We start from the raw sequence: 23,283 nt of genomic DNA on the forward strand, positions 1-23,283 counted from the left end.
CGTAGTGAGCGATGATTGTATTTAGAGAAGAAATTTAGGCAGTTAATTTCATACAGGGTATTTACAGGCGATTTTACGAAAGTTAGCATTGTATCCGTGGTCATCGGCCATCGCCCCAGACGACCGGAGCGACCGCGTATCTCAGTGTCACGCCGTCGGCGGGCTCATTGGGTACTCACGTCATCGCTGACAATGGACTTCCTTCGAAAGGAGGTAATTTCTCATGGCCAGTCTTGGTACTCGAGACGCGCTCATCATCGTTGAGCGGGACACGGCCGAGAGCCGCGGCGGCTTTTCGGGTGCACATGCCGGTGACAACCCGGCCGTCGTCGAGCAACGGGACCAGTCCCGGGGCCGCTCCAGCCGCATCGTGATCATCGATCGACGCCAACTCGTCGGCCGATGCCTCGCCGCCTCGCTCAGCGAGGCCGACCGGGAGACTTCGTTTGAAGTCTTCGCGGACATCGAATCGTGGAAGCGTCAGACGCCCTTCGTTCCGGCGAGCGTGGTCGTCCTCTGCCGGCCGGACGGCAATCTGTCCGAGACCGAGTGGGCCGAGATCACCCGGGAGCTGACCTTCCTGCAGGGCGAGGCCGGCACGCCGCCGGTGGCGGTCATCTCGGACGGCGAGCACCTCGAGCAGATCGTGCGGATCATCAAGCTCGGGGTCAAAGGCTACATTCCGACGACGACCTCCGTCGACATCGCCCTGCAGGCCCTCCAGCTCGTGCAGGCCGGCGGCGTCTACATCCCGGCCGAGTGCCTCCTGCCCCTGCTGGCCAACATCAAGGTGGACGAGCCGGTCGAGGCCGGCGACGATGAGATCTTCTCGCCGCGGCAGCTCTGCGTGGCGCGGGCGCTGCGGAAGGGCACGCCGAACAAGATCATTGCGTATGAACTGAACATGTGCGAGAGCACCGTGAAGGTTCATGTCCGGAATATCATGAAGAAGCTTAAGGCCAAGAACCGGACGGAAGTCGCCTATCTGACGAACAAGTACTTCCTCCGTGAGGATTCGAGCCTGGCGAGCGTGAAGGCCCCCGCGGCCTGATCGCCCCCGGCGGCCCCTCCCGCGGTCGCAGGGTGACCCCGGCGAGACCGCGATCCGGCGGCGCCAAGCGGGGCTTCACGGACTCCTCTCCGGTCGACGGCTTGATCGGCCCGGGAGGGGCCTCGTCAGCCTCGCCGCCGCTCGAGGCATCGGGCTCCTGAAGCGGACGGATCGCCCGCGCCGCCCCGGCGGGCGCGATCATCGGCGCAGATCCCGGCTCGCGCGGCGACGGGCCCCATCGCGGGCGAAGTCGAGATCGCTTCCCTGCCGGCCGCCCCGCTCCGTCGCGGGCAGTTCGCGCAGCGTGTCGCCCGCCCCGTCGGGCATGCGGGCGCAGGACCGCACCGGAACTGGCCGCTTCGGCCGCTGGCGGGCCGCCGCCCGTCCAGGCATCGCGCACCCGGCCGCCGACCGCCGCCACCCGCATTCAGGGCCATGCCCGCCTCGCGCTTGGCGGCGCCCCCGCAAGCGCGGCGCCGGTCGCGTCACCCCGCCCCAGCCTGGGAGCCTGGGAGGCGCCGGCACGTCCGCGCAGGGCTCGACATCCCCCGTCCTTCGGTCCGCGCCGTGCTGCCCCGACATCACCGTCCGGACATCGCGGGTGTCAGACGGCTACGCCCTTCGGCCTAGATCGAGCCATCCTTCGGCGATCCGGCGAAGATTGCGCACAGGCATCACCCGAATTGCCAAAGACGGCTGCTCTTTTCTGACCGCTTCATCTCAGGGCGCACGCGGCTAAGATGCGTGCATCGGGCTATAGCAGAGAACTCCCGAAAGAGTTCCGACCGAGGAGAATCCTGTTGGCGGCGCGTTTCTACTTCGAGATCGCAAATGCCGAGGAGACGATCCGCGACCTGGTCGGCGTCGAGGCCGCGGGCCTCGAGGAAGCCCTGATCGAGGCCCGCAGCGTGATCGCCGAGATGGCCGAGGAGATCACCGGAGGCGGCCGAGAACCGCTCTGGACCCTGCTCGTGCGCAACGAGGCCGGCTGGCTGGTCGGCCGGTTGCCCATCCGGAAGTGACGGCACTGGCCGCACCCGCCGCCTCCGAGGCGCGCCTGTTAAGATATCGTTAACGGATTGTCTTGAGGATCGGGCCAGCCCTCGCACCGTGGCAGCCATGGCCGGAATGCCCCACTCCTCGACCGACCCGCGCGCCGCCCTGCAGGCTGATGCCATGGCCGCCCAGATGGCGCTGGCCGCCGACGCCCTGCAGTTGCGCGGCGATATCGAGACGGCCGAATCGCTTCGCGCCATGGCGCGGCACAACCGGATCCTCGGACTCAAGCTGCGGGTCGAGCACGGTCTCGCGCCGCTCCCGAGCCGCGACCGCGCCCGGCGTCAGGACAGCGCGACCCGCTGACGGTTCCGCCCGGAGCGACGCGGCACGCCCGGTTCCGCTCCCCTCGAGACAGGGCGTCCCGGGCACAGGCCCCCACGCCCGCACCGGCGCCGATTGCTCGCCGCGCCTTAACGGCCGGCGCCTGCCCCGTCTTGCGACGGGCCCGACCCTGACCGATGCCCCCGGGGCGGCCGATCCGCCGATCGAGCCATGCGGCGGCCTTGCCTGTCGGCGCCAGCAGATGCGGGCTCTCCACGTGCGGTCGCCCGCCTCGCGCCCGATCCGGCCGAAGCGGCACGCCGTGTCCTGGGCAGTTCCCCGCGGGCCAGCTCTGCCGGAAAGCGGGTTCGGGACGGTCGCGGTCCGAACGGGATGCGTGAAAGGCGCCATCCCATTGAAAAAATTCGACATGGCTGGCGTCGAATTGAGAGTGTGATAGAGTAGCAGCTCAGCTTGCGACAGGAAATTCAGTCGTCGTGCCGGCGCCAGAAGCGGAAAATTCGGATATCAGCACAACCCTGGCGCTGGACATGGTCGGGCGCGCCTATTTGGCCCTCGCCCTGCTCTATGAGACGGCTCATCCTGGCGAGTTCGGCGATGTTCAGCAGAAGATCCGCACGTTCGTCGAAGATAATTTCCGCATCATTCAAGAAACAAGCCGCAACGGAAGCCTGACGACCGGGACAGTCGACGACGCCGTTCAACTTGTGAACAGCGTCCTCGTTGAGGTTGAAAACAAGATTGCCACGATGATCCGGCCGACGCGACCTATGCGCAGCTAGGTATCGTCTTGAGATAGGCTTGCGCTGAGCTTGTCCGTTCCGAGACTGTTGCAGTCGAGCCATGGGCCTCCGCTAAATCGCCGTGCGGCACGCCTTGTCGAAAAGTGCAATTGGCCTCAATATCGACAGATATAATTGAGCATGTTACCCGGAGGAAAGGGCAGCAATAGAATATCAATCACGATGATATGCAGCGATGATTGTGATCGAGGCGCGCGCAGTGCGGATGTCGCGCTCGAGGTCCTGATCCGGGCCTATCACGCTCTTGCGGTGGTCTACGAGCTGTCCAGCCCCGGTGCCTACGTGGCGCTCCATGGCAAGATGATGCCCTACCTGCTGGACAGCTTCCACCAGGGCACGAAGCGGGACGCCGTCGATCCGAATCTGGACGCGGCGTTCTCGACCGCCCTCGAACGGGTCCGCTGCGCGCTGGACGACGTCTGCTCCGACGTGGCGGCCGTCCGCACCCGCAAGGCGGAGCGCGACCGCTGATCCGCCAGGCAGGCTCGGCCGGAGCCTGGGATCAGCGCACGGGCTCGAGGCGGCGCTCGGGCCCGAGGAGCAGGCGCGGCCGGATCTCCCGGTCCGGCGCAGCCGCGGGCACCAGGCGCGCGAGCTTGGCCGCCAGAGTCACCGACAGGATGTGCCGCCACGCCATGGGCGTGCCGAGCAGTTCCCTCACGGCCGCCGCGTAGCCCTGGGCGCGTCGCCGGTCGAGAACGCGCCGGTGTTGCCAGCGCTTGGCCGTCGCGGTCCGGTGAGCCCGGAGCGCCGCCCGGGCATCCGGGGTGAGACCCGGCCGGTCCAGCATGGCGTCGTCGAAGGCCAGGATCGCCGCGAGATCGTCCGTCCGGTGCTGGGCGCTCAGCGAGTTCGCCCGTTCGACCGCCACATAGCCGCAGGGCGCCGTCACGGCGAACACCGCCCCGGCCGCCAGCGCCTCCACGTAGAGGGCGTAATCCTCCCCGAGGCGCAGGCGCACGTCGTAGCGCAGCCCCTGCCGCTCCAGGAATCCCCGCCGCATGACCGGCTTCAGGAAGCCGAGTTCGCGCCGGTACGCGCCGGGACGGGGGATGTTGCCGGCCACGAAGGTCGCGAGGGTGAGCCGCTGCGGCCGCCCGGGCCCGGTCACGAGGCCGGCGGCGGAGCCCGCCTCGCGGCCGCGGACCATGATGATGTCGTCGGCGATCAGGTCCCAGGTCCGGGGCGCGGACAGGAGCCGGCCGAGCCGGCCGTCGACGAAGTGGTCGTCGGCGTCGAGGATGCAGAGCAGCGGGGCGGTCGCGGCCGCGATGGCCCGGTTGCGGGCGGCCGCGGGTCCGACATTGACGGACAGCCGGATCAGCTTCAGGCGGCCCGAACCGTCGTCGGCCGCCGCGGCGGCCGCGCCGGTCCGGTCCGCGGAGGCATCGTCCACCACGATGACCTCCGCGACCTCCGGCTGCCGGAGCGCCGAGGCGATGGCGGTCGCGATCGTGTCCGCGGCGTCCCGGGCCGCGATGATGACGCAGACCTCCGGGACGGGGGACGGGGCCTGTAATCTGCGCACCGGACGACTCCGCGACTCACGGGCCGGTCCGCGCCGCGGCCGGTCCGCCGCACGGTAGGACGGCTCCGCCGCGGGGCGCGAGATCGTCCGAAAGGAGAGGGAGCGCCCCGGCCCGGATCGTCCGAATGATCACCGGTCCGCGGCGCCCCCGTCGCTACGATCCGCACCGCCGCGATCGGGCGGCGAAGATAAGGACGCGCGCATGACGATCTGGTCCGGCCCGGTCCGCCGCCTCTGCGTGGCGGCGACGCTCCTCCTGCAGGCCCATCCCGGCAGCGCCGGCGAGACCGCCGCTCCAGCGGCCGGTGCCCCGGCCGAACAGGGCGGCGGATCCTTCGTCGAGACCTTCAACACCTTGAGCGACCGCCGCTGGTACATCTCGGACGGCTGGGCCAACGGCGACTGGCAGGGCTGCATGTGGTCGAAGCAGCGCGTCCGGATCGCCAAGCCCGGCGAGCTGACGCTGGCCCTGGCGAACATCGCCTACAAGGAGCGCCCGTTCAGCTGCGCCGAGATCCAGACCCACGAGCGCTACGGCTACGGCACCTACGAGGTCCGGATGCGGCCCGGCGCCGGGTCCGGCATGGTCTCGGCGTTCTTCACCTACAACGGCCCCGAGAACGGCGACCGGCGCACGAACGACGAGATCGACTTCGAGTTCCTCGGCAAGGACACCGGCAAGGTCCAGCTCAACTACTTCGTCGGCGGCGTCGGCGGCCACGACAGCTTCGACCCGCTCGGATTCGACGCCGCGACCGCCACCGCCGACTACGCCCTCGAGTGGCTGCCCGACCGCCTGCGCTGGTACGTCAACGGACGCCTGCTGCGCGAGGTGCGCGCCGCGCCCGACCGGCCGCTCCCGTCGCATCCGGGCAAGATCATGCTCAGCGTCTGGTCGGGACAGGGCCAGGATTTCGCGTCCTGGCTTGGGCCGACGGTCTATCCGGGACGGCCGGTCACCGCGCTGTTCGAGCGGGTGGCGTTCACCCGGATGGGCGATCCGTGCGGCTTCAAGGAATCGATCGTCTGCCGGTAGCGGCCCCCGTCGGTCGGCCGCGCCCCGGACACCGGACGGGGCGGAATCTTAACGTCTCCGCATCAGGCTCAGCCCGCGAATGTGCCCGGAGCTGCGCGATGCATTGGTCGAGCCTCGTCATCGCCGCCTACGCCGCCGGATTCGTGGAGTTCTGGCGACTCTGCATCGAGGCACCCACCGCCGAGGACGATGCGGCCTGACGTGCCCGCGTCGCCGCGGCGGCCCGGGCCGGCCCCGGGGGCGTCACCGCTGATTGGCGATGGGCCGCAGCAGCGCGCCGAGCAGAAAGGCCAGCTGGCCGCAGATCAGCAGTGCCGTACCGCGGCGCAGACACGCACCTGCGCTCAGGTTGTAGACGCAGAGGCCGTAGCCGACCTCCGCCGCCACGATCGGAACGAAGACCAGCAGCCGCCAGACCGAACCGAAGCGTCCGAGCATCACGCCCAGCAGGGCGTTGAGCATCATGCCCTTCATCGGCGCATTCCACGGTGTGCGCGGCGATTGGGACGCGGCCGCCAGGCCATGGCCCTAGCGGCTGCCGCGCTGGCTCAACACGGCCGGCACCGTCTTGAGCAGGATGCCGAGGTCGCGGGCGAGGCTCCACTGGCTGGCATAGGCGCAATCCAGGGCGACGCGCTCGGCGTAGCCCGTGTCGCTGCGCCCGGAGACCTGCCACAGGCCGGTCAGCCCCGGCGGAACCGAGAAGCAGGTGATGAAGTCGGCGCCGTAGCGGACGACCTCCGCCTGCACGATCGGCCGCGGACCGACGAGGCTCATCTCTCCGCACAGCACGTTCCAGAGCTGCGGCAGCTCGTCGAGGGAGGTCTTGCGCAGGACCTGGCCCAGCGCCGTCACGCGGGGGTCGTGCGTGAGCTTGTAGGACGCCTCCCACTCGGCCCGGGCCTCGGGATGCTCGGCGAAGTGCCGCGTCAGAACCGTGTCGCTGTCCGGCACCATGGACCGGAACTTCAGGCAGCCGAAGGGGCGCCCGTACCGGCCGAGGCGCTTGTGGCGGAAGATCGGCGACCGGCCGTCGCTCCCCCAGATCAGCAGGGCGATGAACAGCAGGAGCGGCAGCAGCAGGAGCAGGGCCGTCAGGGCGATGGTGGCGTCGAGGATGCGCTTCGTCACCCAGCTCGCCCTGAGGCCCGGGCCGGCCTGCACCGTCGCCGGCAACGTCTTGACCAAGGCCTCGTTGATCGTCTCGACCACATCCTGCGGCGTCGACGACTCGATCGGCGTCGGGGTCCCGGCCGGGCGCAACATGTCGGCTCCTTGACTCGAAGCGAGACGGGGTCCGAACCTGCGGAGCGGCGTGCGCGCCCGTCCGGTCCGGCCCGCGTCGCCGCAGCCGGCTTCGACGGCTGTCAGCCGGTCCGAAGGGGCGTCGATCGCAGGCGGAACCCTTGCGCCGACTCTGGGCCGGCGAGAGGTTCGGCAACAAGACGGCCGCCGATCCATCAATGGAGGTAAATCGTTGCTGGTCGTGCTGGTCTTCGCTGCGCTGATAGGAGGAGCGATCGGCTTCACACTGGTCCTGCCGAAGGGGATCCTGGTCGCGCTGCTGGCCGCCCAGGCTGCGGCGGCCGTTTCCGTCGGCCTCGTCGCCCTCCTCGCCCGGCGCCGCTGAGCGGCAAGACCGCTTTCGGGGAGCCCCGCTCCCCCGATCGAGGTAGGGACCTCCGGCTCTCAGCCCGGTCTATGGCGGCGTGTCCGGCCCTCCCGGACGCGAACGAAGCCGCACGGGCGAGATCGGCACTCAGGTCTGCCCCGGCGCGGCGCGGACGATCACCGGACGAGGCGCGCCGTGGCCCCTCCAGAGCGCCGCATCATCGGGTTCGACGGCCTCCGGGCCGTGGCGTTCCTGATGGTCTTCATCAGCCACAAGGCGTCGAGCCCGAGGACCGAAGCCGTCGGCACAGCCGGGGTGTGGCTGTTCTTCGTCCTGAGCGGCTTCCTGATCGTCCGCATCCTCGACGCCGCCCGCGCGGCGGTGGAGGCCGGCACGGCGACGCCGCTCGGCAGCCTCGGACTGTTCTACCGGAACCGGATCGCCCGCATCGTGCCGGTCTACTACGTCTTCCTGTTCGTGCTCTACACGGTCCGGCCCGGCGACCCGTCCAGTCTCGGCACCGCCGCGTTCAAGGGCGCGACGTGGTTCTACGTCACGAACGTCTACATCGCGCAGAACGGCTGGGGGACCGAACTCGGCCACCTCTGGAGCCTCGCCGTCGAGCAGCAATTCTACCTGCTGTTCGCGCCGGCGGCGCTGTTCCTGCCGCGGCGGCACCTCGGCACGCTGTGCGGGATCCTGATCGGGGTCAGCGTCGTGACGCACGGCGCCCTGTGGCTGTCGGGCGCCGGGCCGACGCGCTTCGATGTCGATACGCTGGCCAATCTCGGGCTGATCGCGCTGGGCGGCCTCGCCGGTCTGCGCACCAAGCCGCTTCCGGCCTGGCTCGCCCACGACGCCGCCCTGGCCGGCGTGGCGATCCTGTTCCTGACCCTGCCGCTCGTGGTCGCGCCGACCGGCTGGTGGCTGATCCTCGGCCGCCTCAGCGGCGTCCTGGCGGCGCTGCTCCTGCTGCAGGTGGTTCAGGTGCGGGACGGCCGCGCGGTCGCCCTGCTGGAGATCCCGTGGCTGCGCCGGATCGGCGTGATCAGCTACGCCGCCTACCTGTTCCACGTTCCGCTCCACGCGGAACGGGTGCTCGCGCCAATCGGCCTCGACGTCGCCGGCCCGCGCCCGGTCTCGATGGCGCTGGACCTGATCCTCACGCTGTTGCTGGCGGAATTGTCGTGGCGGCTCCTCGAGGCGCCGGCCCGCCGGCTCCTGCGGGCGCCACCCCGGCGGGTCGGCTCGTCTGCGCTGATCGGCCCGTAGCCGCGTCCCGCGGCGGCAGCGGCCGGGCCGGTTTGCGGATGCCCGCGGGCGGGCCCTGTCTAGCTCTTGATCGGCAACCGGCCGACCTCGGCACCGGTGGCGTCGCGCACGACGAGCGTCCACCTGCCGTCCGAGCCTGCGGCACCCAGATCGCCTGCCACTTCGTCGATCACGCTGCGGGCCTCCGCCAGCGCCTCGGCCAGGTCTTCGGCTTCCACGCCCTGCGCGTCGCGGATCGTTTCCTTGCCGTTCTCGATATCGAAATAGAAGCGACTGGGCACCCATCTCCTCCCTGAATGCTGCCCTCGGGAGGGCCCCCTCGGATACTACCTACGTAGTTCGCCCGTGCCCGACAATGCTCAGTAGGAGACATAAACCTTAACAAACACCAAAACTGTTTTCGCCAGTCGCGTTGCAATAATGTCGAGATTCCATCCAAATAATCCATTATAGGTATCGCCGATCACCCTTCCGGCCGCGTCGGCCATGGCGACGCGCGGTGACGGGCCTCAGCGGCGTTCGACATGACAGCCTCCGGCGATTCGAGCCTCAAGAAGGATTCTCCCGCCTCGGCGGAGCGGAAGCAGAAATTGCGTGCCCATGTCCGGTCGATCCTGACACAGGGCCTCACCCCGCAGGAGCCGCGTCCCGGCGGCGAATCGAAGCCCGGGTCACGCTGAGCGCCCCCCGCCACCGGGGCCATCCGCCGCAAGAGGAAGGGCTGCCGGCGGCCCTACGCCCTTTGAGCGTCGTGCGCGCCGATCACTTCGGGCTCATGTCGAGGGCGGCCTGGGAGGCCGCGCCCGTCGGGCCAGGAAACGCGATGGCGGATCAATTCTTGTCCGATGCCCGGGGCACGTCCGTGGACGTCTCGTTCATCATGGCCGCGCACGATGCGGCGCCCTGGATCGAGATGGCCGTTCGCTCCGCCCTCGCCCAGACCGGCGCCGCCGTGGAGGTCGTGGCGGTCGATGACGGCTCGCGGGACGGGACCGGGACCGTGCTGGCGCGCTTGGCGGAGGCCGATCGGCGCGTCCGCGTGATCTCCCTCGCCGGGGCCGGGCCGGGATCGCCCCGGGGCCCGTCGAGCGCCCGGAACGCGGCCCTGGACGCCGCCCGGGGCCGCTGGATCGCGATCCTCGACGCCGACGACCTGATCCTGCCAAATCGCTCCCGGTCGCTGCTCGACCTTGCCCTGGCGGCGGATGCCGACATCGTCGCCGACAACCCGATCCCGTTCACGGACGTGTTCGATCCCCGGGGACCGGGCATGATGGAGGGCGGCCGGGAGCCGTACCTGTTCGAGATCGATCTCGCCAAGTACATCGCCTGCAATCAACTTCTCAGGCCAGGGACCAAGCTCGGCTACCTCAAGCCCATGATCCGGGCCGAGACCCTCAACCGGCACAAGATCCGGTACGACGAAGGCGTCCGGATCGGCGAGGACTTCCTGCTGTGCCTCGAGGCCCTCGCGGCGGGCGCGCGGTTCGTGGTCACCAGCGACGCGGGCTACGGCTATCGGCGCGGCCCGACCTCCCTGTCCCACCGGCTGCGCCAAGCCGACATTGCGCGCTTGGAGGCGGCCTTCGCGGCCCGGGCGGAGCACGGCCGCCTCGCGGAGGCCCGGGCGCGGTCCGCTGAGATCCGCCACGGCAGCCGCGCCTACCGCGACGGCCTCGCGATGATGCGCATGATGGCCCAGGTCATCGAGGCCGCCCAGGCCGGCCGGTGGATCCAGGGCGCCGCCCTGGCGCTCCGGCATCCCCGGATGTGGCAATCCCTGGCCGCGACGCTGCTGGAAGCGGCGGGCAAGCGCCTGCGGCCGAGGCTACACGCCCTCCCGATCGGACAGAGGTGAGACGATGCGCCTGTGCATCTGTATCTGCACCTGCGAGCGGCCCGTCGGGCTCGCGCGCCTTCTCAAGGCGCTGGACCAGCAGCGGCTCGGCAACCTCGCCGAGACCGCCCTGCGCATCCTGATCATCGACAACGGGCGCAGCCGCGCCGCCGTGCCGGTCGTGGAGGCCTACCGGGCGACCGGCCGTTTCCCGGTCACCTATGCCCGGGAGGAGACCCGCGGCCTCGCCGCGGTCCGCAACCGGAGCCTCGCGGAGGCCTCCGCGGCCGGCGCGGATTGGGTCGCGCTGATCGACGACGACGAGTTCCCCGACCGGGACTGGCTCCACAACCTGCTCGAGACCGCCCTCGGAACGGGGGCCGCGGCCTGCATCGGGCCGGTCGTGCCGTTCTTCGACCGGGTGCCGCCCACCTGGGCGGCGGCGGGGGGCTTCTTCGCCAAGCGCCTGCCGGTCCGCGACGGCTTCGTGCAGGACGGCTACACCGCCAACGCGCTCCTGGACCTGCGGGTGATCCGGGCGCTGGGCCTGTCCTTCGACATGCGCTTCAACACCCTGGGCGGCGAGGACACCTTCTTCTTCCGGTCCCTGCTGCAGGCCGGGCACCGGATCGCCTGGGCCGAGACGGCTTTGGTCTACGACAGCATCCCGACGCACCGGATGCGGGTGCGCTGGCTGCTGGCCCGCTGGTACCGCAGCGGCAACGTCGAGGCCTATCTCGGCCGGCTCCGCCCGGAGACGGTGACCGGCCGCCTCGCCAATGCGGGCCGCGGCCTCGCGCGCCTCGGCGGTGGCCTGCTGCGGCTCGGGATCGCCGGCCTGTCCCTCAGGCCGGAGACCCTGATCGGCGGCGGCTACACGCTGTGCCGGGGGGCCGGCCTGCTCGCGGCGGTCATCGGCCTGAGCTACCGGGAATATCACCCGTCGCGCTACCGGTAGCGTCTTCTAGCGTCTCCTAGCGGGTCGCGAACGCGATGCTGAGCGCCGCCTTGGCCACGAGGCCCGGGCTTGCCAGGGCGTCGCGGTACTGGCGGTAGCGCCGGTCGAGGGCGTTCTGGACGACGACATCCGCCGTGACCCGGTCGGTGACCGCATAGGTGGCGAAGAGGTCCACCAGCCCGTAGGCCTTGGTGGCCCGGTTCCGGGAACCCGCCGGGAGGTCGGTGCGCGCATCCACCAGGGTCAGGCGCGTCCCGACGGTGAGCCGGTCGGCGAGGAAGCGCAGGCCCAACGTCGTGCCGATCCGGTCCGGCGGCACCGTGAGCAGGCTCTCGCGGGTGGCTCGGTCGCGACCGTCGATATGGGTGGCGGCGAGCGACACGAAGCCCCGGCCCCAATCGTAGATGCCCTCCAGTTCCACGCCCGACAGGTCGGCCCGGGCGATGTTGCGGTACTGGTAGGAGCGCACCGGGATCACGCAGGGGAAGCGCCCGGGCCGGCCGGAGCAGGCCGAGGCCGGGATGCCGGGAATCGCCGGGACGAAGTAGGTCGGCCCGACCGCCTGCATGTCGATGAAGGCGTCGACCGCGGTGTCGAACACGGCGAGCTTGGCGCGCAGGGAATCCTCCGGCCCCATCGCGGCGTCGGCGCGCAGGTTGACGCCGCCCTCGACGGTGCGGGCCACCTCCGGCCGCAGGGCCGGATTCGGCAGGATCGTGAAGGCCGGGAACGGGTGGAGGCCCTGCACAAGCGTCTCGGTGACGGTGGGGGCGCGATAGCCCTCGGCATAGGTGCCGTAGAGTTCGAGGCCGCCCAGCGGCGCAACGCCGATCGTGATCTTCGGCGAGACCCGCGCGCCGCCGGCGCGATAGGCCCCGCCGTCGAGCCGGTAGCTGTCGCGCCGGAGCGCGCCGACGATCCGCAGCCACGGCGCGGCTTGGATCTCGTCCTGCAGGAAGGCGCCGGCCAGGTCCCGCCGCCCCGACGGTGTGAAGGCCGCCCCGAAGCCGCCGGCCCGGTCGGTGGTCCGGACGCGATTCGCCACGCCGTCGCCGCCGAGCGTGAGCGCGTGCGCGACCGGACCGGTCTCGAACCGGGCGGTGTTGTGGGCGTCGAAGCCCAACGTCGCGATGTCGTAGGTCAGACGGTCGCCGGCCCGGGTGCCGAGCCGGCCGTAAACGCCCCGCGGCGAGTCCTGCAGGAAAGTCAGGGCGTCGTGCGTCGTGGTCGCGTAGCCGTCGAGGCTGAGATCGACGAGCGGCACGTCCGGCCGGGCGAAGCGGTAGCCGACGGTGTAGGTGTCGGCCTGCACGGCGTTGGCGAAGCGGGCCCCGCCGCCGGTGTCGCCGCCATTGACGAAGTCGAAGCGCTGGAGGAGCGCGGTGGCGTGGATCGCGTGTCCGTCCGCGGGCCGCAGGGTGAGCTTGGCGAGGCCCGCATTCAGGTCGCTGCCGGTATCGGGCACCGGCAGGCCGGCGCCGTCGCGATAGGGCGCGGTGTCGCGGAAGACGAACTGCCCGAACAGGTCCGCGGCGGTGCCGATGCGGGCGCCGAGCGCCGAGCTGTTCACGAAGCGCTGGCCGTTCGTGCCGAAGCCCTGCTTCTGCACGAAGCCGGCGGTCTCGTCGGGGGCCAGGATGTCGTCGATCGACCGGGTGCGGAACGCCGCGACGCCCCCGATGGCGCCCGAGCCGTAGATCGTCGCCGTGGGCCCGCGGGTGATGTCGACGCCGCCGACGAGTTCGGGATCCAGGTAGAACACGCCGTTGGCGCCGTGGCCCGAGACCTGGAAGTCCTGCCGCGCGCCGTCGACCAGGACGTTGACCCGGCCGAAATCCTGCAGGCCGCGGATGTTGATCGCCTGCGCGGGATCGGTCCGGTTCTCCTGGGTGGTCACGCCGGGCACGTCGCGCAGCACCTCGGACAGGCGTCCGGGCTGGAGCCGGTCGAGGGCCGCGCGCGGGACGACGCTCGTGCCCGCCAGGGCGTCGACGGCCGGAACGGCGGTCTTCGTCGCGGTGACCGACAGCGTATCGAGGCCGATCTCGGGCTCGAGGCGCGCGGCCGGGCCGGACTCCTCCGCCCGGGCGCCCGGCAGAGTCGCCAGCGCAACGCCGAGGGCGACGAGCGCCCGGTGGAAAGCATAAGCCATGATGACGATCGCCCCCGCACAGTCGTTTCCAAGAGCTGGCTGGCGGATGGCTGGCTTGCTGAAGCTTTTCTTGCCGATCGCGATGGCGATGCGCAACAGATTTTTCTGGGATGTCGGGCCGGCATGCCGAGAAGGCCGTCCTGGCGCCGGCCGGACGACGTCGAGGATCCACGAAATCCGGTCAGGTCGGTGTCCGGCCGGCCACATCCCGATGCGGCAGGAGGAAGGGCTGGTCGCCCTCGGGCACCCGGCCGACCGGCCAGCGGACGCCGAAGACCCGCGCGATCAGCTCGTCCGTCAGGACCTCGGCCGGTCGCCCGCGCGCGACCAGCCGGCCCCCGTCCAGAACCAGAAGCCGGTCGGCATAGGCCGCGGCGAGGTTGAGGTCGTGCAGGATCGCCACCACGGCGATGCCGGCCGCTGCCAGCCCGGCCGCGGCGTCGAGAAGCGCGCCCTGGTGGCGGAGGTCGAGACTCGCGGTCGGCTCGTCGAGGAACAGCACCTGCCGCTCCGCGACCGTGCGGCCGGCCTCCAGCTGGCAGAGCACGCGGGCGAATTGCACCCGCGCCTGCTCCCCGCCCGACAGGGTCGGATAGGCGCGCCCGGCGAGATGGACCGCGTCGGCCTGTTCGAGGGCCCGGGCCAGGATCGCGGCGCGGTCGCGGGCGCCGAGGCCCCGGCCGATGCCGTCGAGGCCGATCCGGACCACCTCGGCCGCCGCGAACGGGAAGGCGAGGCGCGCCGCCTGCGGCAGCACGGCCCGCATCGCTGCGAGCCGGCAGGGCGGGATCGTCTCAATTGCCGCGCCGGCATAGGCGACGGTGCCCCGGGTCGGGCGCAGGGCGCCGCTGAGCAGGCGGAGGAGGGTGGACTTGCCGGCCCCGTTCGGGCCGACGATCACCTGGAGGGTGCCGCCTTCCACCTCCAGGGAGACGTCGCGCACGAGGTCGCGCCCCGCCACCGTGACGGTCAGGTCGCGCGCCGTGAGCAGGGCCGGATCAGACATCGTCCGGCTGCACCCGGTCGAGGAGCAGCCACAGGAAGACCGGCGCCCCGACCAGCGCCGTGACGATCCCGATGGGCAGTTCGGCGGGCGCGGCGACGAGGCGCGCCACCACGTCGGCGAGGATCAGGAAGGCGCCGCCGAGGAGCGCCGAGGCCGGGAGCAGCAGCCGGTGCCCCGGGCCGATCAGCAGCCGCAGGGCGTGCGGCACCACGAGGCCGACGAAGCCGATCACCCCGGCCGCCGCCACGCTGGCGCCGACCGCGACCGCCACCAGCACGATGCAGGCGCGCTTCAGCCGCTCCACCGGGACGCCGAGATGGAACGCCTCGGCCTCGCCGAGGACCAGGGCGTTCAGGCCGCGGCCGAGGAACGGGACCGCGGCCAGCACCGGCAGGATCAGCGGCGCCGAGGCCACGACCTTGGCCCAGGTGGCGCCCCCGAGGCTGCCGAGGGACCAGAAGGCGAGATCGCGCAATTGCCGGTCGTCGCTGACGAAGGTCAGCAGGCCGGTCAGCGCGCCGGTCAGCGCGCCGAGGGCGATCCCGGCGAGCAGCATCGTCGCCACGGCGGTGCGCCCGGACCGCGTGGCGAGGACGTACAGGATGAGGGTCGCGCCCAGGCCCCCGAGGAAGGCCCCGGCCGGCAGGACCGCGTAGGGCAGCGGCCCGGGCAGCCCGAGATGGGCGAGGATGCGGTCGCCGAGGACGATGATGAGCGCGGCGGCGAGCCCCGCCCCCGACGAGACCCCGACCAGCGCCGGGTCGGCCAGGGGATTGCGGAACAGCCCCTGCATCAGCGCGCCGGAGACCGCCAGCCCCGCCCCGACCATCAGCCCCAGCAGAGTGCGGGGCAGGCGGATGGAGAGGATCACGAGGGCGTCCCGGGCGCGGGCCGGATCGCTGCCGTCCCCCAGCAGGACCGCCAGGACCCGCTCCACCGGGATGCGGATCGCCCCGAGGCTCACGGAGAGCAGGGCGGCGGACACCACCAGGGCCGCCAGGATCCCCAGCACCCAGGGCGCCGTGGACCGCCGGCTCACGCGCGCCGCCCGCCGCCGTGCGGCTCAGTCACGCGGCAGGTCCGGGTAGAGCGCCCGCATCAGGTCCGTGGCGGCCTGCGGCGTGCGCGGACCGAAGCCGAGGAGGTAGAGCCCGTCCATGGCCACCAGCCGGCCTTGGGCGCCCGCGGGGGTCTGGGCGAGGGCCGTGCCGGGGGCGAAGATACCCTCGGGCTTCGGCGGCTCCGGGCCGTTCTGCATCATCACCACCGCGTCGGGAGCGGCGGCCACGATGGCCTCGTCGGTCATCGGCTTGAAGCCCTCCAGGCCCGTGGCCGCGTTGGCGATGCCCGCCAGGGTCAGGATGCCGTCCGCCGAGGAGCCGGCACCGCCGACGACGGTCCGGCCGCCCTGGACCGAGAGGACGACGAGGGCCCGGGCCGGCCGGGCGATCCGGGCGCGCCGGGCCGCGAGGTCGGCGAAACGGGCGCGGACCTCGGCCTCGAGGGCCTCGGCCGCGCGCTCTAGCCCGGCGAGGCGCCCGACCGTCTCGATCTTGTCCAGCACGCCCTCGGGGCTCGGCGGCTCCGTCACGGTCTCCACACGCAGCCCGGCCTCGCGCAGCTGCGCCAGGACCGCGGGCGGGCCCGCCCCCTCGGCGGCGATGATCAGGTCGGGCTGCTGCGCCAGCAGGCCCTCGGCCGAGAGCGCCCGCAGGTAGCCGACATTCGGCTTCTCGCGCAGCGCCTCGGGCGGGTAGAGGCTGGTCGTGTCGACCGCGACGATCCGGCCGCCGGCGCCGAGGCGGTAGAGGATCTCGGTGACGGCACCGCCCAGTGCGGCGATGCGGGTGGCCGCCTGCGCGGCGGCGGCGCGCGGTGCGAGCGCACCGGCCGCGGCGGCGGCCAGGAGGGTGCGGCGCGATATCGGGGCGGGGCCGTTCATTTGGTCAGGATCAGCTTGTCGCTCGCGGTCACGCGCAGGCGATAGGTGTGGCCGCCGTGGCGGATGACGATCTCCCGGCGCCCCTGCAGGAGACGCGCGGAGGCGATCTCGGCCGCCGGCTCCGGCAGCGGAACAGGCTGCGTCACGCCGGGTCCCGCGCGGGTCCCAGCCGGAAAGCCGCGCTGCCCCTCTCCTTCGGCACGCAACATGGACCGATCGCTCCAGAGCTGTTGTTTGTAAATCTTCAAATGAAAGACTTACTTGGATAGAGGAACAGCTTAGCGGCAATCGATTGCGGGCGCCACCCCGCTGCGGTGGTGTCGTAATACTTCAAAAATCTCCTGTAGAAACCGGGCGATCCCGATTTTCGGATCCGCCAATGCGGCGCTGGACCGGTTCGGCTCCGTCGAGACCCTCGACCCGAGCGATATCGGCCGGAGCGCTGTCGACTGCGACGACCGGATGCCATCGGGGCCCGCGCCCAGAGCGGGCCGGCATGGGCCGCCACGCTGCGCGCCCAGTCCGGCCGCGCGATTGCCGCGGCGGCGAGGCGGGCGAGGCGCTGCGTCCGATCGGCGGAGCGGCGGAGCTGAGCGGCGTCAGGCCGCCGCGCCCTGACGCGGGCCCGCGTCCCAGTCGCCCCCCCAATCCTGGACGCTGTGGCCAGGCGCGACCTCCCGGTAGAGCCGCTCCGGCGCCACGTAGTCGGGCGCGCGGATCGGACTGCGGATCTCGTCGTCCGGCAGGGCGTGCCGCGCGCCCCGCCGGGCCGGATCCGGGACCGGCACGGCGGCGAGCAGCTTCTTCGTGTAGGGGTGCTGCGGGTCGCCGAAGATCGCGGCGCGCGGTCCGATCTCCACGATCTCGCCGAGATACATCACGGCGACCCGGTGGCTCACCCGCTCCACCACCGCCATGTCGTGCGAGATGAACAGGTAGGCGAGGCCGAACTCGGCCTGGAGATCGAGCATCAGGTTCACGACCTGCGCCTTCACCGAGACGTCGAGCGCCGAGACCGCCTCGTCGGCGACGATCAGCCGGGGGTTCAGGGCGAGGGCCCGGGCGATGCAGATGCGCTGGCGCTGGCCGCCGGAGAATTCGTGCGGGAAGCGTCCGGCGGTCTCGGGGGCGAGTCCGACCCGGGCCAGCAGGTCCTCGGCCCGAAGCCTTGCCTCGCGGGGCGTGGCGAGGCGGTTGATCAGCAGCGGCTCGGCCACCGCCGCGCCGACGCTCAGGCGCGGGTCGAGGCTCGCGAACGGGTCCTGGAAGATCATCTGCATGCGCTGGCGGCGGGTGCGCAGGGTCTTCGGGTCGAGGCCCGTGATGTCCTCGCCGTCGAGCAGGACCGAGCCCGACAGCGGCTCGACGAGGCGCAGGATCGCGCGGCCGGTGGTGGACTTGCCGCAGCCGGATTCGCCGACCAGCGCCAGGGTCTCCCCGGCCGCGAGGCTGAACGAGACCCGCTCCACCGCGTGGACGCGGCCGGTCACGCGGCCGAGGAGGCCGGAGCGGATGTCGAACCGGGCGGTCAGGTCGCGCACCTCCAGCACCGGGCGCTCGGCGGCCCTGACGGTGTCGGGGGTCTCGGGCGTCGGCGCCGCCAGGCCGGTCGCCCGGTCGACCACCGGGAAGCGCATCGGGCGGGCGCGGCCCGCCATGGTCCCCAGCCGCGGGACCGCGGCCAGCAGCGCCCGCGTGTAGGGCTCGGCGGGGGCGTCGAAGATCCGTGCGGTCGGACCGGCCTCCACGGCGCGGCCCCGGTACATCACCACGGTGCGGTCGGCGATCTCGGCGACCACGCCCATGTCGTGGGTGATGAACAGGACCGACATGCCCTCCTCGTCCTGCAGGCTCTTGATGAGGTCGAGGATCTGGGCCTGGATCGTGACGTCCAGCGCCGTGGTCGGCTCGTCGGCGATGAGGAGCTTCGGCCGGCATGCGAGCGCCATGGCGATCATCACCCGCTGGCGCATGCCGCCGGAGAAGCGGTGCGGGTACTCGTGCAGGCGCGACCGGGCGGCCGGGATCCGGACCTTGTCGAGGAGCCGGAGCGCCTCCGCCTCGGCGGCGGAGCGCGACAGGCCCCGGTGCCGGATCAGCGCCTCGGCGATCTGGAAGCCGATGGTGAGCACCGGGTTCAGGGAGGTCATCGGCTCCTGGAAGATCATGGCGATGGAATCGCCGCGCACCCGCCGCATCTCGACCTCGGGGGCCGTGAGCAGCTCGCGCCCCGCGAAGCGCACGCTGCCGCCGATGCGGCTCGCGTCCCGCGGCAGGAGGCGCAGGATCGACAGGGCGCTGACGCTCTTGCCGGAGCCGGACTCGCCCACCAGCGCCACGGTCTCGCGGGGCCCGACATCGAAGGAGACGCCGTGCACCACCGCGTGCCAGCGGCCCTCCGAGCGGAAGGACACGGTGAGGTCGGAGACCGAGAGGATCGGATCCGTCACGGGCTTCACTCCTGATCCAGCGGGGTTCGACGGGGCGACTCCACACCGTCCCCGCGTCCTCCGACGCGACGATGTTCCCGCCTCTCCGATGCGCACCGACGCTGATGACGGAGCGCGACGGGCCCCCTCTCCCGTGCGGGAGAGGGTTGGGGTGAGGGATGAGAAGGTTCAGGACCGAGCACACCGTCGACGCTCCGACAGGGCGCGCCCCATCCTGAAAGACCTGATCTCTCACCCTGTCCCTCTCCCGCCCGGGAGAGGGGACCCGCGCCCGATCCTGAAGCCCCAGTGCCGGAAAGGGCCTTCCGGTCTGTCCGCCCCTCTGCGGGGGCAGGCGCGGTCACGGCAAGCCGGCAGCCCTCGAAGCCCCGCCGCATGCCCTAGAGCACCCGGCGCGGGTCGAGGGCGTCGCGCAAACCGTCGCCGATGAAGTTGATCGACAGCACCGTCAGGAAGATCGCGCCCCCCGGGAACAGCGCCCAGTGCGGGGCGACGTCGAGATGGTCCTTGGCGTCGAACAGCAGCCGCCCCCAGGTCGGGATGTCGGGCGGGAAGCCGAGCCCCAGGAAGGAGAGCGTCGATTCCGCGATGATCGCCGACGAGACCTCGATGGAGGCCGCCACGATCACCGGCCCCAGGGCGTTCGGCAGGATGTGGCGGCGCACGAGGTGCCCGGTGGTCGCCCCCTGTGAGCGGGCCGCCTCCACGAACTCCTTCTCGCGCAAGCTCAGGAACTGCGCCCGCACCAGCCGGGCGACCGGCATCCAGCGCAGGCCCCCGATCACCGCGACGATCATCAGGAACACGCCGCCCTGGCTGCCGAACACGGCCTTCAGGCTGTCGCGGAACAGGTAGATCACCAGGAGCAGCAGCGGCAGCTGCGGCAGCGACAGGAACAGGTCGGTCAGCCACATCAGCACCGGGTCGAGGAGGCGGCGCGACATGCCGGCGAGCGCGCCCACCAGCACGCCGATCAGGCTCGCCACCGCCATGGCGGCGAAGCCCACGGCGAGCGAGATCCGGCCGCCGTAGATCATCCGGGCGAGGAGATCCTGGCCGAGATCGTCGGTGCCGAACGGGTGGTCCCAGGACGGTCCCTGGAGCTGGGCCGCGAAGTCGATATCGTCGATGGCGACCGGCCAGAGCAGGCCGCCGAACACCACGCCGGCGACGAGGAGCGACAGCACGCCGACGCTGGCGAGCGCCAGCCGGTGCCGCCGGAAGCGCCGCCACGTCTCCCGCGCCGGCGAGGCCGGCGCGCGGGCGACGGGCACCGCCTCATCGGAGGGCGATGCGAGGGTCGAGCCAGCCATAGAGCAGGTCCGCGACGAGGTTGAACAGGATGACGAGGCCGGCGAACACGAAGGTCACCGCCATCACCACCGGCGTGTCGTTAGCCAGCATCGCGTCGATCAGCAGCGAGCCGATGCCGGGTATCCGGAAGATCTGCTCGGTGACGATGGCGCCGCCGAACACCGCCGGGATCTGGAGGGCGACGAGCGTCACCACCGGGATCAGGGCGTTGCGGGCGATGTGCCGGCGGGTCACCGTGCCCTCCGACAGGCCCTTGGCGCGGGCCGTGGTGACGTAGTCGAGGCGGGCGACGTCCAGCGCCGAGGCGCGCACGTAGCGGGTGTAGGAGGCGGCCTGAAAGAAGCCCAGCACCGCCACCGGCATGATCGCCTGCCGGACATTCGCCCAGACCCAGGGCAGGCCGGAGCCCGGCAGGTCGGCCTGGTAGACGAAGGGCAGCCAGCCGAGCTTGATCGAGAACAGCAGGATGAACAGCAGGCCGGTGAAGAAGGTCGGCAGCGAGAAGCCCACGAAGGCCAGCGTGTTGGCGATCTGGTCGGCGAGCGAGTAGGGCCGGCGCGCCGCGTAGAGGCCCACCGGGACCGCGATCAGCAGCGCCAGAACCTGCGAGGAGCCGACGATGAACAGGGTCGTCGGCAGCCGCTGCAGGATCAGGGTGTCGACATTCACCCGGCTGGCGAAGGAGAAGCCCCAATCCCCCTGCAGCATGGCGGTGAGCCAGTGCAGGTAGCGGGTGAGGATCGGGTCATCGAGGCCGAATTTCACCCGCAGGGCCGCCCGCACCTCCGGGGGCACGTTCGGGTTGCTGGCGAGTTCGCCGAACGGGTCGCCCGGCGCGAGCGCCAGGACGGTGAACAGGATCAGGCTGATGCCGAGCAGGCTCGGGATCGCGATCAGGAGCCGTCGCAGGATGTAGGCGCCCATGGCCCGTGCTCCCGCTCAGGCCTCCCTGTACCAGTCGGGCAGGAACGACAGGTCGTTGTCCCAGCCGCTGCGGGGCGCCGTGAGCGTGGCGCCCACCGCCGAGACCTCGGCGCGGTGGATCAGCGGCAGCACGTTCTCGGAGACCGCGAGGTCGTTGCAGGTGATCAGCAGCGCCGCGCGCTTGACCGGGTCGAGCTCGCTCTGGGCGGCGTTGTAGGCCTTGTCGTAGGCGGCGTTGCGCCAGCGCACGACGTTGCGGCCCTGCCACTTGTTGGCCTTCTGGGCCACCTCCCAGGAGGCGTACATGAGCAGCCAGATCGCCGGATCGGCCTGGGTCATGCTGTAGGCGTACATCTCCATGTCGGCGTAGAAATGCGTGCAGGTGTCGGGGTTGGCCGGGTCGGAGGAGAAGAACACCGAGCCGGTCACCGATTTCAGCTCGATCTCGATCCCGGCCTTGGCGGCCGCCTGCTTGATGATCGCCTGGGTCTTCTGACGCGGCGCGTTGATCGAGGTCTGGAAGAGTAGCTTGAGCTTCTTGCCGTCCTTGGCGCGGATGCCGTCGGAGCCCTTCTTCCAGCCGGCCTCGTCGAGGAGCGCGTTGGCCTTGGCCGGGTCGAAGGCGAAGCTCGTGTTCTTGGAGACGAAGCGCTCCGGCCCGTTGACCGTGTTGGCGGTGGGCTTGCCGGTGCGGCCGTAGATGTAGGTCTGGATCGACTTGCGGTCGACCAGCAGGTTCATCGCCTGACACACCTTGGGGTCGGAGAAGGCGGGGTGCTTGGTGGTGACCGAGGCGCGCTCGCCGTCGACCTCGACGTTCGGGTCGGTGGCGTTGAGGAGCAGGAACTCGAGCTTGCCGCCGTAGACCACGTCGACCCGGCCCTTGCCGCCGGTCTCCAGGCGCTTGAGCACCTCGTCCTCGATCAGCATGTTCCAGGCGTAGTCGTACTCGCCGGTCTGGAGCACCGCGCGGGCCGCCGAGACCGCGTCGCCGCCGCCCTTCATCTCGATCGTGTCGAAGTACGGCCGGTTCGGCAGGTGGTAGTCGGGATTGCGCTCGCCGCGGACGATGTCGCCGGGCCGGAACTCCACGAACCGGTACGGGCCGGTGCCCACGGGGGCGAGGTTCTGCGGCGCGTCCCGGGACTTGGCGCCGCTATAGGGCCCGAACAGGTGCTTCGGCAGCACCATCCCGACGATGCCCACGAAGGCGTCGCACCAGTAGGGCGTCGGCTTGTCGAACAGCACCCGGACGCTGAGGTCGTCGACCTTCTCGACCTTGCAATCCTTGTAGGAGCCGGCCGTCACCGCCGCGGTGGCGGGGTCGCGGGCGTAGTCCCAGGTGAAGACGAGGTCGTCGGCGGTGAGCGGCTTGCCGTCGTGCCACGTCACGCCGGGCTTCAGCGTCCACACCACCGAGCGGCCGTCGGCGGCGAGCGCCCCGTTCTCCTTCGACGGGATCGAGGCGGCCAGCACCGGCACGAGGTTGCCGTCCGCGTCCCAGGCGGCGAGCGGCTCGTAGAAGATCCGCGAGGCGTCCTGGTCCTTGGTCCCGATGGCGAAATGCGGGTTGATCAGGGTCGGCGCCTGCCACCAGAGCAGCTTCAGGGCGCCGCCGCCGCCGGCCTTGGTCGGCTTATAGCCGGCCCGGATATCGGCCGCCATCGCGACCCCGTTCCCGGCCAGCATCAGCCCGGCCATGGGCGCGGTGAGGCCGAAAGCCACCATCCGCTGCACGAAGGCGCGCCGCGACAGGCGGCCGCCCTTCACCTGCCCGATGAGGCCGCGCAGATCCCGCTCGTCCATGTACGCATTCCCGTTGACCGCCGCGCGGCACAGCAACATTCCGGTGGCGGCCTTGGCAAGGGGCGGGCCAGTGACGGTTCAACCGAAACGTGTTGAGGAAGGTTCGCTTCGTGCGCAGCATGGCCCCGGCCCTGCATGCCAGTCCCTCTCCTGCCGCACCGAGCCGAGCAGCGCGACGCCGCCGTCTCTGCGAGCGCAGCGAAGCAATCCAGCAGCGCCACGTCCCCTGACCGTGCGCAGCCCTGGGTCGC

23 protein-coding genes are annotated in these 23,283 nt (G+C 71.2%); 10 read left to right on the plus strand and 13 right to left on the minus strand.

Annotated elements, in window-relative coordinates; all coding sequences use genetic code 11:
- Positions 1 to 223: 223 nt before the first annotated feature.
- From P9K36_RS26450 to P9K36_RS26470, 5 genes are all read left to right on the plus strand, one after another.
- Positions 224 to 1,051 carry a response regulator transcription factor gene (locus P9K36_RS26450; RefSeq protein ID WP_043355160.1) on the plus strand — a complete coding sequence of 276 codons (828 nt, stop codon included), beginning with the start codon at positions 224 to 226 and terminating at the stop codon, positions 1,049 to 1,051.
- Between the two features lie 800 nt (positions 1,052 to 1,851).
- Entirely contained in the window at positions 1,852 to 2,073 is a 222-nt protein-coding gene (locus tag P9K36_RS26455) for a hypothetical protein (protein WP_043355162.1), read from the plus strand.
- A 97-nt stretch (positions 2,074 to 2,170) separates the two neighbouring features.
- Entirely contained in the window at positions 2,171 to 2,413 is a 243-nt protein-coding gene (locus P9K36_RS26460) for a hypothetical protein (protein ID WP_043759834.1), read from the plus strand.
- A 455-nt stretch (positions 2,414 to 2,868) separates the two neighbouring features.
- Positions 2,869 to 3,174, plus strand: a complete 306-nt coding sequence (locus P9K36_RS26465) for a hypothetical protein (protein WP_085987698.1) — start codon at positions 2,869 to 2,871, stop codon at positions 3,172 to 3,174.
- Between the two features lie 183 nt (positions 3,175 to 3,357).
- Positions 3,358 to 3,666, plus strand: coding sequence for a hypothetical protein (locus P9K36_RS26470; protein WP_043355166.1), 309 nt, complete (start codon positions 3,358 to 3,360; stop codon positions 3,664 to 3,666).
- Positions 3,667 to 3,697: 31 nt separating this feature from the next.
- Here P9K36_RS26470 and P9K36_RS26475 read toward each other — a convergent pair whose 3' ends face one another.
- Positions 3,698 to 4,723: a glycosyltransferase gene (locus P9K36_RS26475; protein WP_043759836.1), complete on the minus strand. Its 1,026-nt coding sequence runs from the start codon at positions 4,721 to 4,723 to the stop codon at positions 3,698 to 3,700.
- A gap of 202 nt (positions 4,724 to 4,925) precedes the next feature.
- Between P9K36_RS26475 and P9K36_RS26480 the strand changes: the two genes are divergently transcribed.
- Entirely contained in the window at positions 4,926 to 5,759 is an 834-nt protein-coding gene (locus tag P9K36_RS26480; RefSeq protein ID WP_043759837.1) for a family 16 glycosylhydrolase, read from the plus strand.
- Between the two features lie 243 nt (positions 5,760 to 6,002).
- On the opposite strand, the gene P9K36_RS26485 is transcribed toward P9K36_RS26480, so the two are convergent.
- Together P9K36_RS26485 and P9K36_RS26490 are read right to left on the minus strand one after the other, a co-directional pair.
- Positions 6,003 to 6,224, minus strand: a complete 222-nt coding sequence (locus tag P9K36_RS26485) for a hypothetical protein (protein WP_278306228.1) — start codon at positions 6,222 to 6,224, stop codon at positions 6,003 to 6,005.
- A 63-nt stretch (positions 6,225 to 6,287) separates the two neighbouring features.
- Positions 6,288 to 7,025, minus strand: coding sequence for a sugar transferase (locus P9K36_RS26490; protein WP_051045014.1), 738 nt, complete (start codon positions 7,023 to 7,025; stop codon positions 6,288 to 6,290).
- Positions 7,026 to 7,236: 211 nt separating this feature from the next.
- On the opposite strand from P9K36_RS26490, the gene P9K36_RS26495 reads away from it, so the two are divergent.
- Positions 7,237 to 7,389, plus strand: coding sequence for a hypothetical protein (locus tag P9K36_RS26495; protein WP_164706357.1), 153 nt, complete (start codon positions 7,237 to 7,239; stop codon positions 7,387 to 7,389).
- A gap of 177 nt (positions 7,390 to 7,566) precedes the next feature.
- The gene (locus tag P9K36_RS26500) at positions 7,567 to 8,643 is read left to right on the plus strand and encodes an acyltransferase (protein ID WP_043355174.1); all 1,077 of its coding nucleotides are present in this window, start codon (positions 7,567 to 7,569) and stop codon (positions 8,641 to 8,643) included.
- Between the two features lie 59 nt (positions 8,644 to 8,702).
- On the opposite strand, the gene P9K36_RS26505 is transcribed toward P9K36_RS26500, so the two are convergent.
- A complete protein-coding gene (locus P9K36_RS26505; RefSeq protein WP_043355176.1) occupies positions 8,703 to 8,924 on the minus strand; it encodes a hypothetical protein in 222 nt (73 codons plus the stop codon).
- 542 nt (positions 8,925 to 9,466) lie between these two features.
- Here P9K36_RS26505 and P9K36_RS26510 point away from each other — a divergent pair.
- Positions 9,467 to 10,501, plus strand: a complete 1,035-nt coding sequence (locus tag P9K36_RS26510) for a glycosyltransferase family 2 protein (protein WP_111473514.1) — start codon at positions 9,467 to 9,469, stop codon at positions 10,499 to 10,501.
- Between the two features lie 4 nt (positions 10,502 to 10,505).
- A complete protein-coding gene (locus P9K36_RS26515; protein ID WP_043355178.1) occupies positions 10,506 to 11,438 on the plus strand; it encodes a glycosyltransferase family 2 protein in 933 nt (310 codons plus the stop codon).
- Between the two features lie 16 nt (positions 11,439 to 11,454).
- Here P9K36_RS26515 and P9K36_RS26520 read toward each other — a convergent pair whose 3' ends face one another.
- The 9 genes from P9K36_RS26520 to P9K36_RS26560 all read right to left on the minus strand — a co-directional run bounded on the left by P9K36_RS26520 (position 11,455) and on the right by P9K36_RS26560 (position 23,032).
- Positions 11,455 to 13,590: a TonB-dependent hemoglobin/transferrin/lactoferrin family receptor gene (locus tag P9K36_RS26520; RefSeq protein ID WP_278306230.1), complete on the minus strand. Its 2,136-nt coding sequence runs from the start codon at positions 13,588 to 13,590 to the stop codon at positions 11,455 to 11,457.
- A 181-nt stretch (positions 13,591 to 13,771) separates the two neighbouring features.
- The gene (locus P9K36_RS26525; RefSeq protein ID WP_278306231.1) at positions 13,772 to 14,596 is read right to left on the minus strand and encodes a heme ABC transporter ATP-binding protein; all 825 of its coding nucleotides are present in this window, start codon (positions 14,594 to 14,596) and stop codon (positions 13,772 to 13,774) included.
- Positions 14,589 to 15,635 carry an iron ABC transporter permease gene (locus P9K36_RS26530; RefSeq protein WP_278306232.1) on the minus strand — a complete coding sequence of 349 codons (1,047 nt, stop codon included), beginning with the start codon at positions 15,633 to 15,635 and terminating at the stop codon, positions 14,589 to 14,591. The genes P9K36_RS26525 and P9K36_RS26530 overlap by 8 nt, the downstream gene beginning before the upstream one ends.
- Positions 15,636 to 15,659: 24 nt before the next feature.
- Positions 15,660 to 16,538 (minus strand): ABC transporter substrate-binding protein, encoded by an 879-nt coding sequence (locus tag P9K36_RS26535; protein WP_043379146.1) that lies wholly within the window; start codon positions 16,536 to 16,538, stop codon positions 15,660 to 15,662.
- Positions 16,535 to 16,747 (minus strand): hemin uptake protein HemP, encoded by a 213-nt coding sequence (locus P9K36_RS26540; protein ID WP_043759844.1) that lies wholly within the window; start codon positions 16,745 to 16,747, stop codon positions 16,535 to 16,537. Before P9K36_RS26540 ends, P9K36_RS26535 begins: the two co-directional genes overlap by 4 nt.
- A 390-nt stretch (positions 16,748 to 17,137) precedes the next feature.
- Complete coding sequence (locus tag P9K36_RS26545) at positions 17,138 to 18,988, minus strand: ABC transporter ATP-binding protein (protein ID WP_043379426.1); 1,851 nt, start codon at positions 18,986 to 18,988, stop codon at positions 17,138 to 17,140.
- A 380-nt stretch (positions 18,989 to 19,368) separates the two neighbouring features.
- Positions 19,369 to 20,301: an ABC transporter permease gene (locus P9K36_RS26550; protein ID WP_043759845.1), complete on the minus strand. Its 933-nt coding sequence runs from the start codon at positions 20,299 to 20,301 to the stop codon at positions 19,369 to 19,371.
- Positions 20,267 to 21,226: an ABC transporter permease gene (locus P9K36_RS26555; RefSeq protein WP_043379060.1), complete on the minus strand. Its 960-nt coding sequence runs from the start codon at positions 21,224 to 21,226 to the stop codon at positions 20,267 to 20,269. The genes P9K36_RS26550 and P9K36_RS26555 overlap by 35 nt, the downstream gene beginning before the upstream one ends.
- Before the next feature lie 15 nt (positions 21,227 to 21,241).
- On the minus strand, positions 21,242 to 23,032 hold the full coding sequence (locus tag P9K36_RS26560) for a peptide ABC transporter substrate-binding protein (RefSeq protein WP_043759847.1): 1,791 nt from the start codon (positions 23,030 to 23,032) through the stop codon (positions 21,242 to 21,244).
- Positions 23,033 to 23,283: the final 251 nt, after the last annotated feature.

Origin of the sequence: Methylobacterium sp. 391_Methyba4, from assembly GCF_029691625.1 — a bacterium.
Classification (GTDB): Bacteria; Pseudomonadota; Alphaproteobacteria; order Rhizobiales; family Beijerinckiaceae; genus Methylobacterium; species Methylobacterium fujisawaense.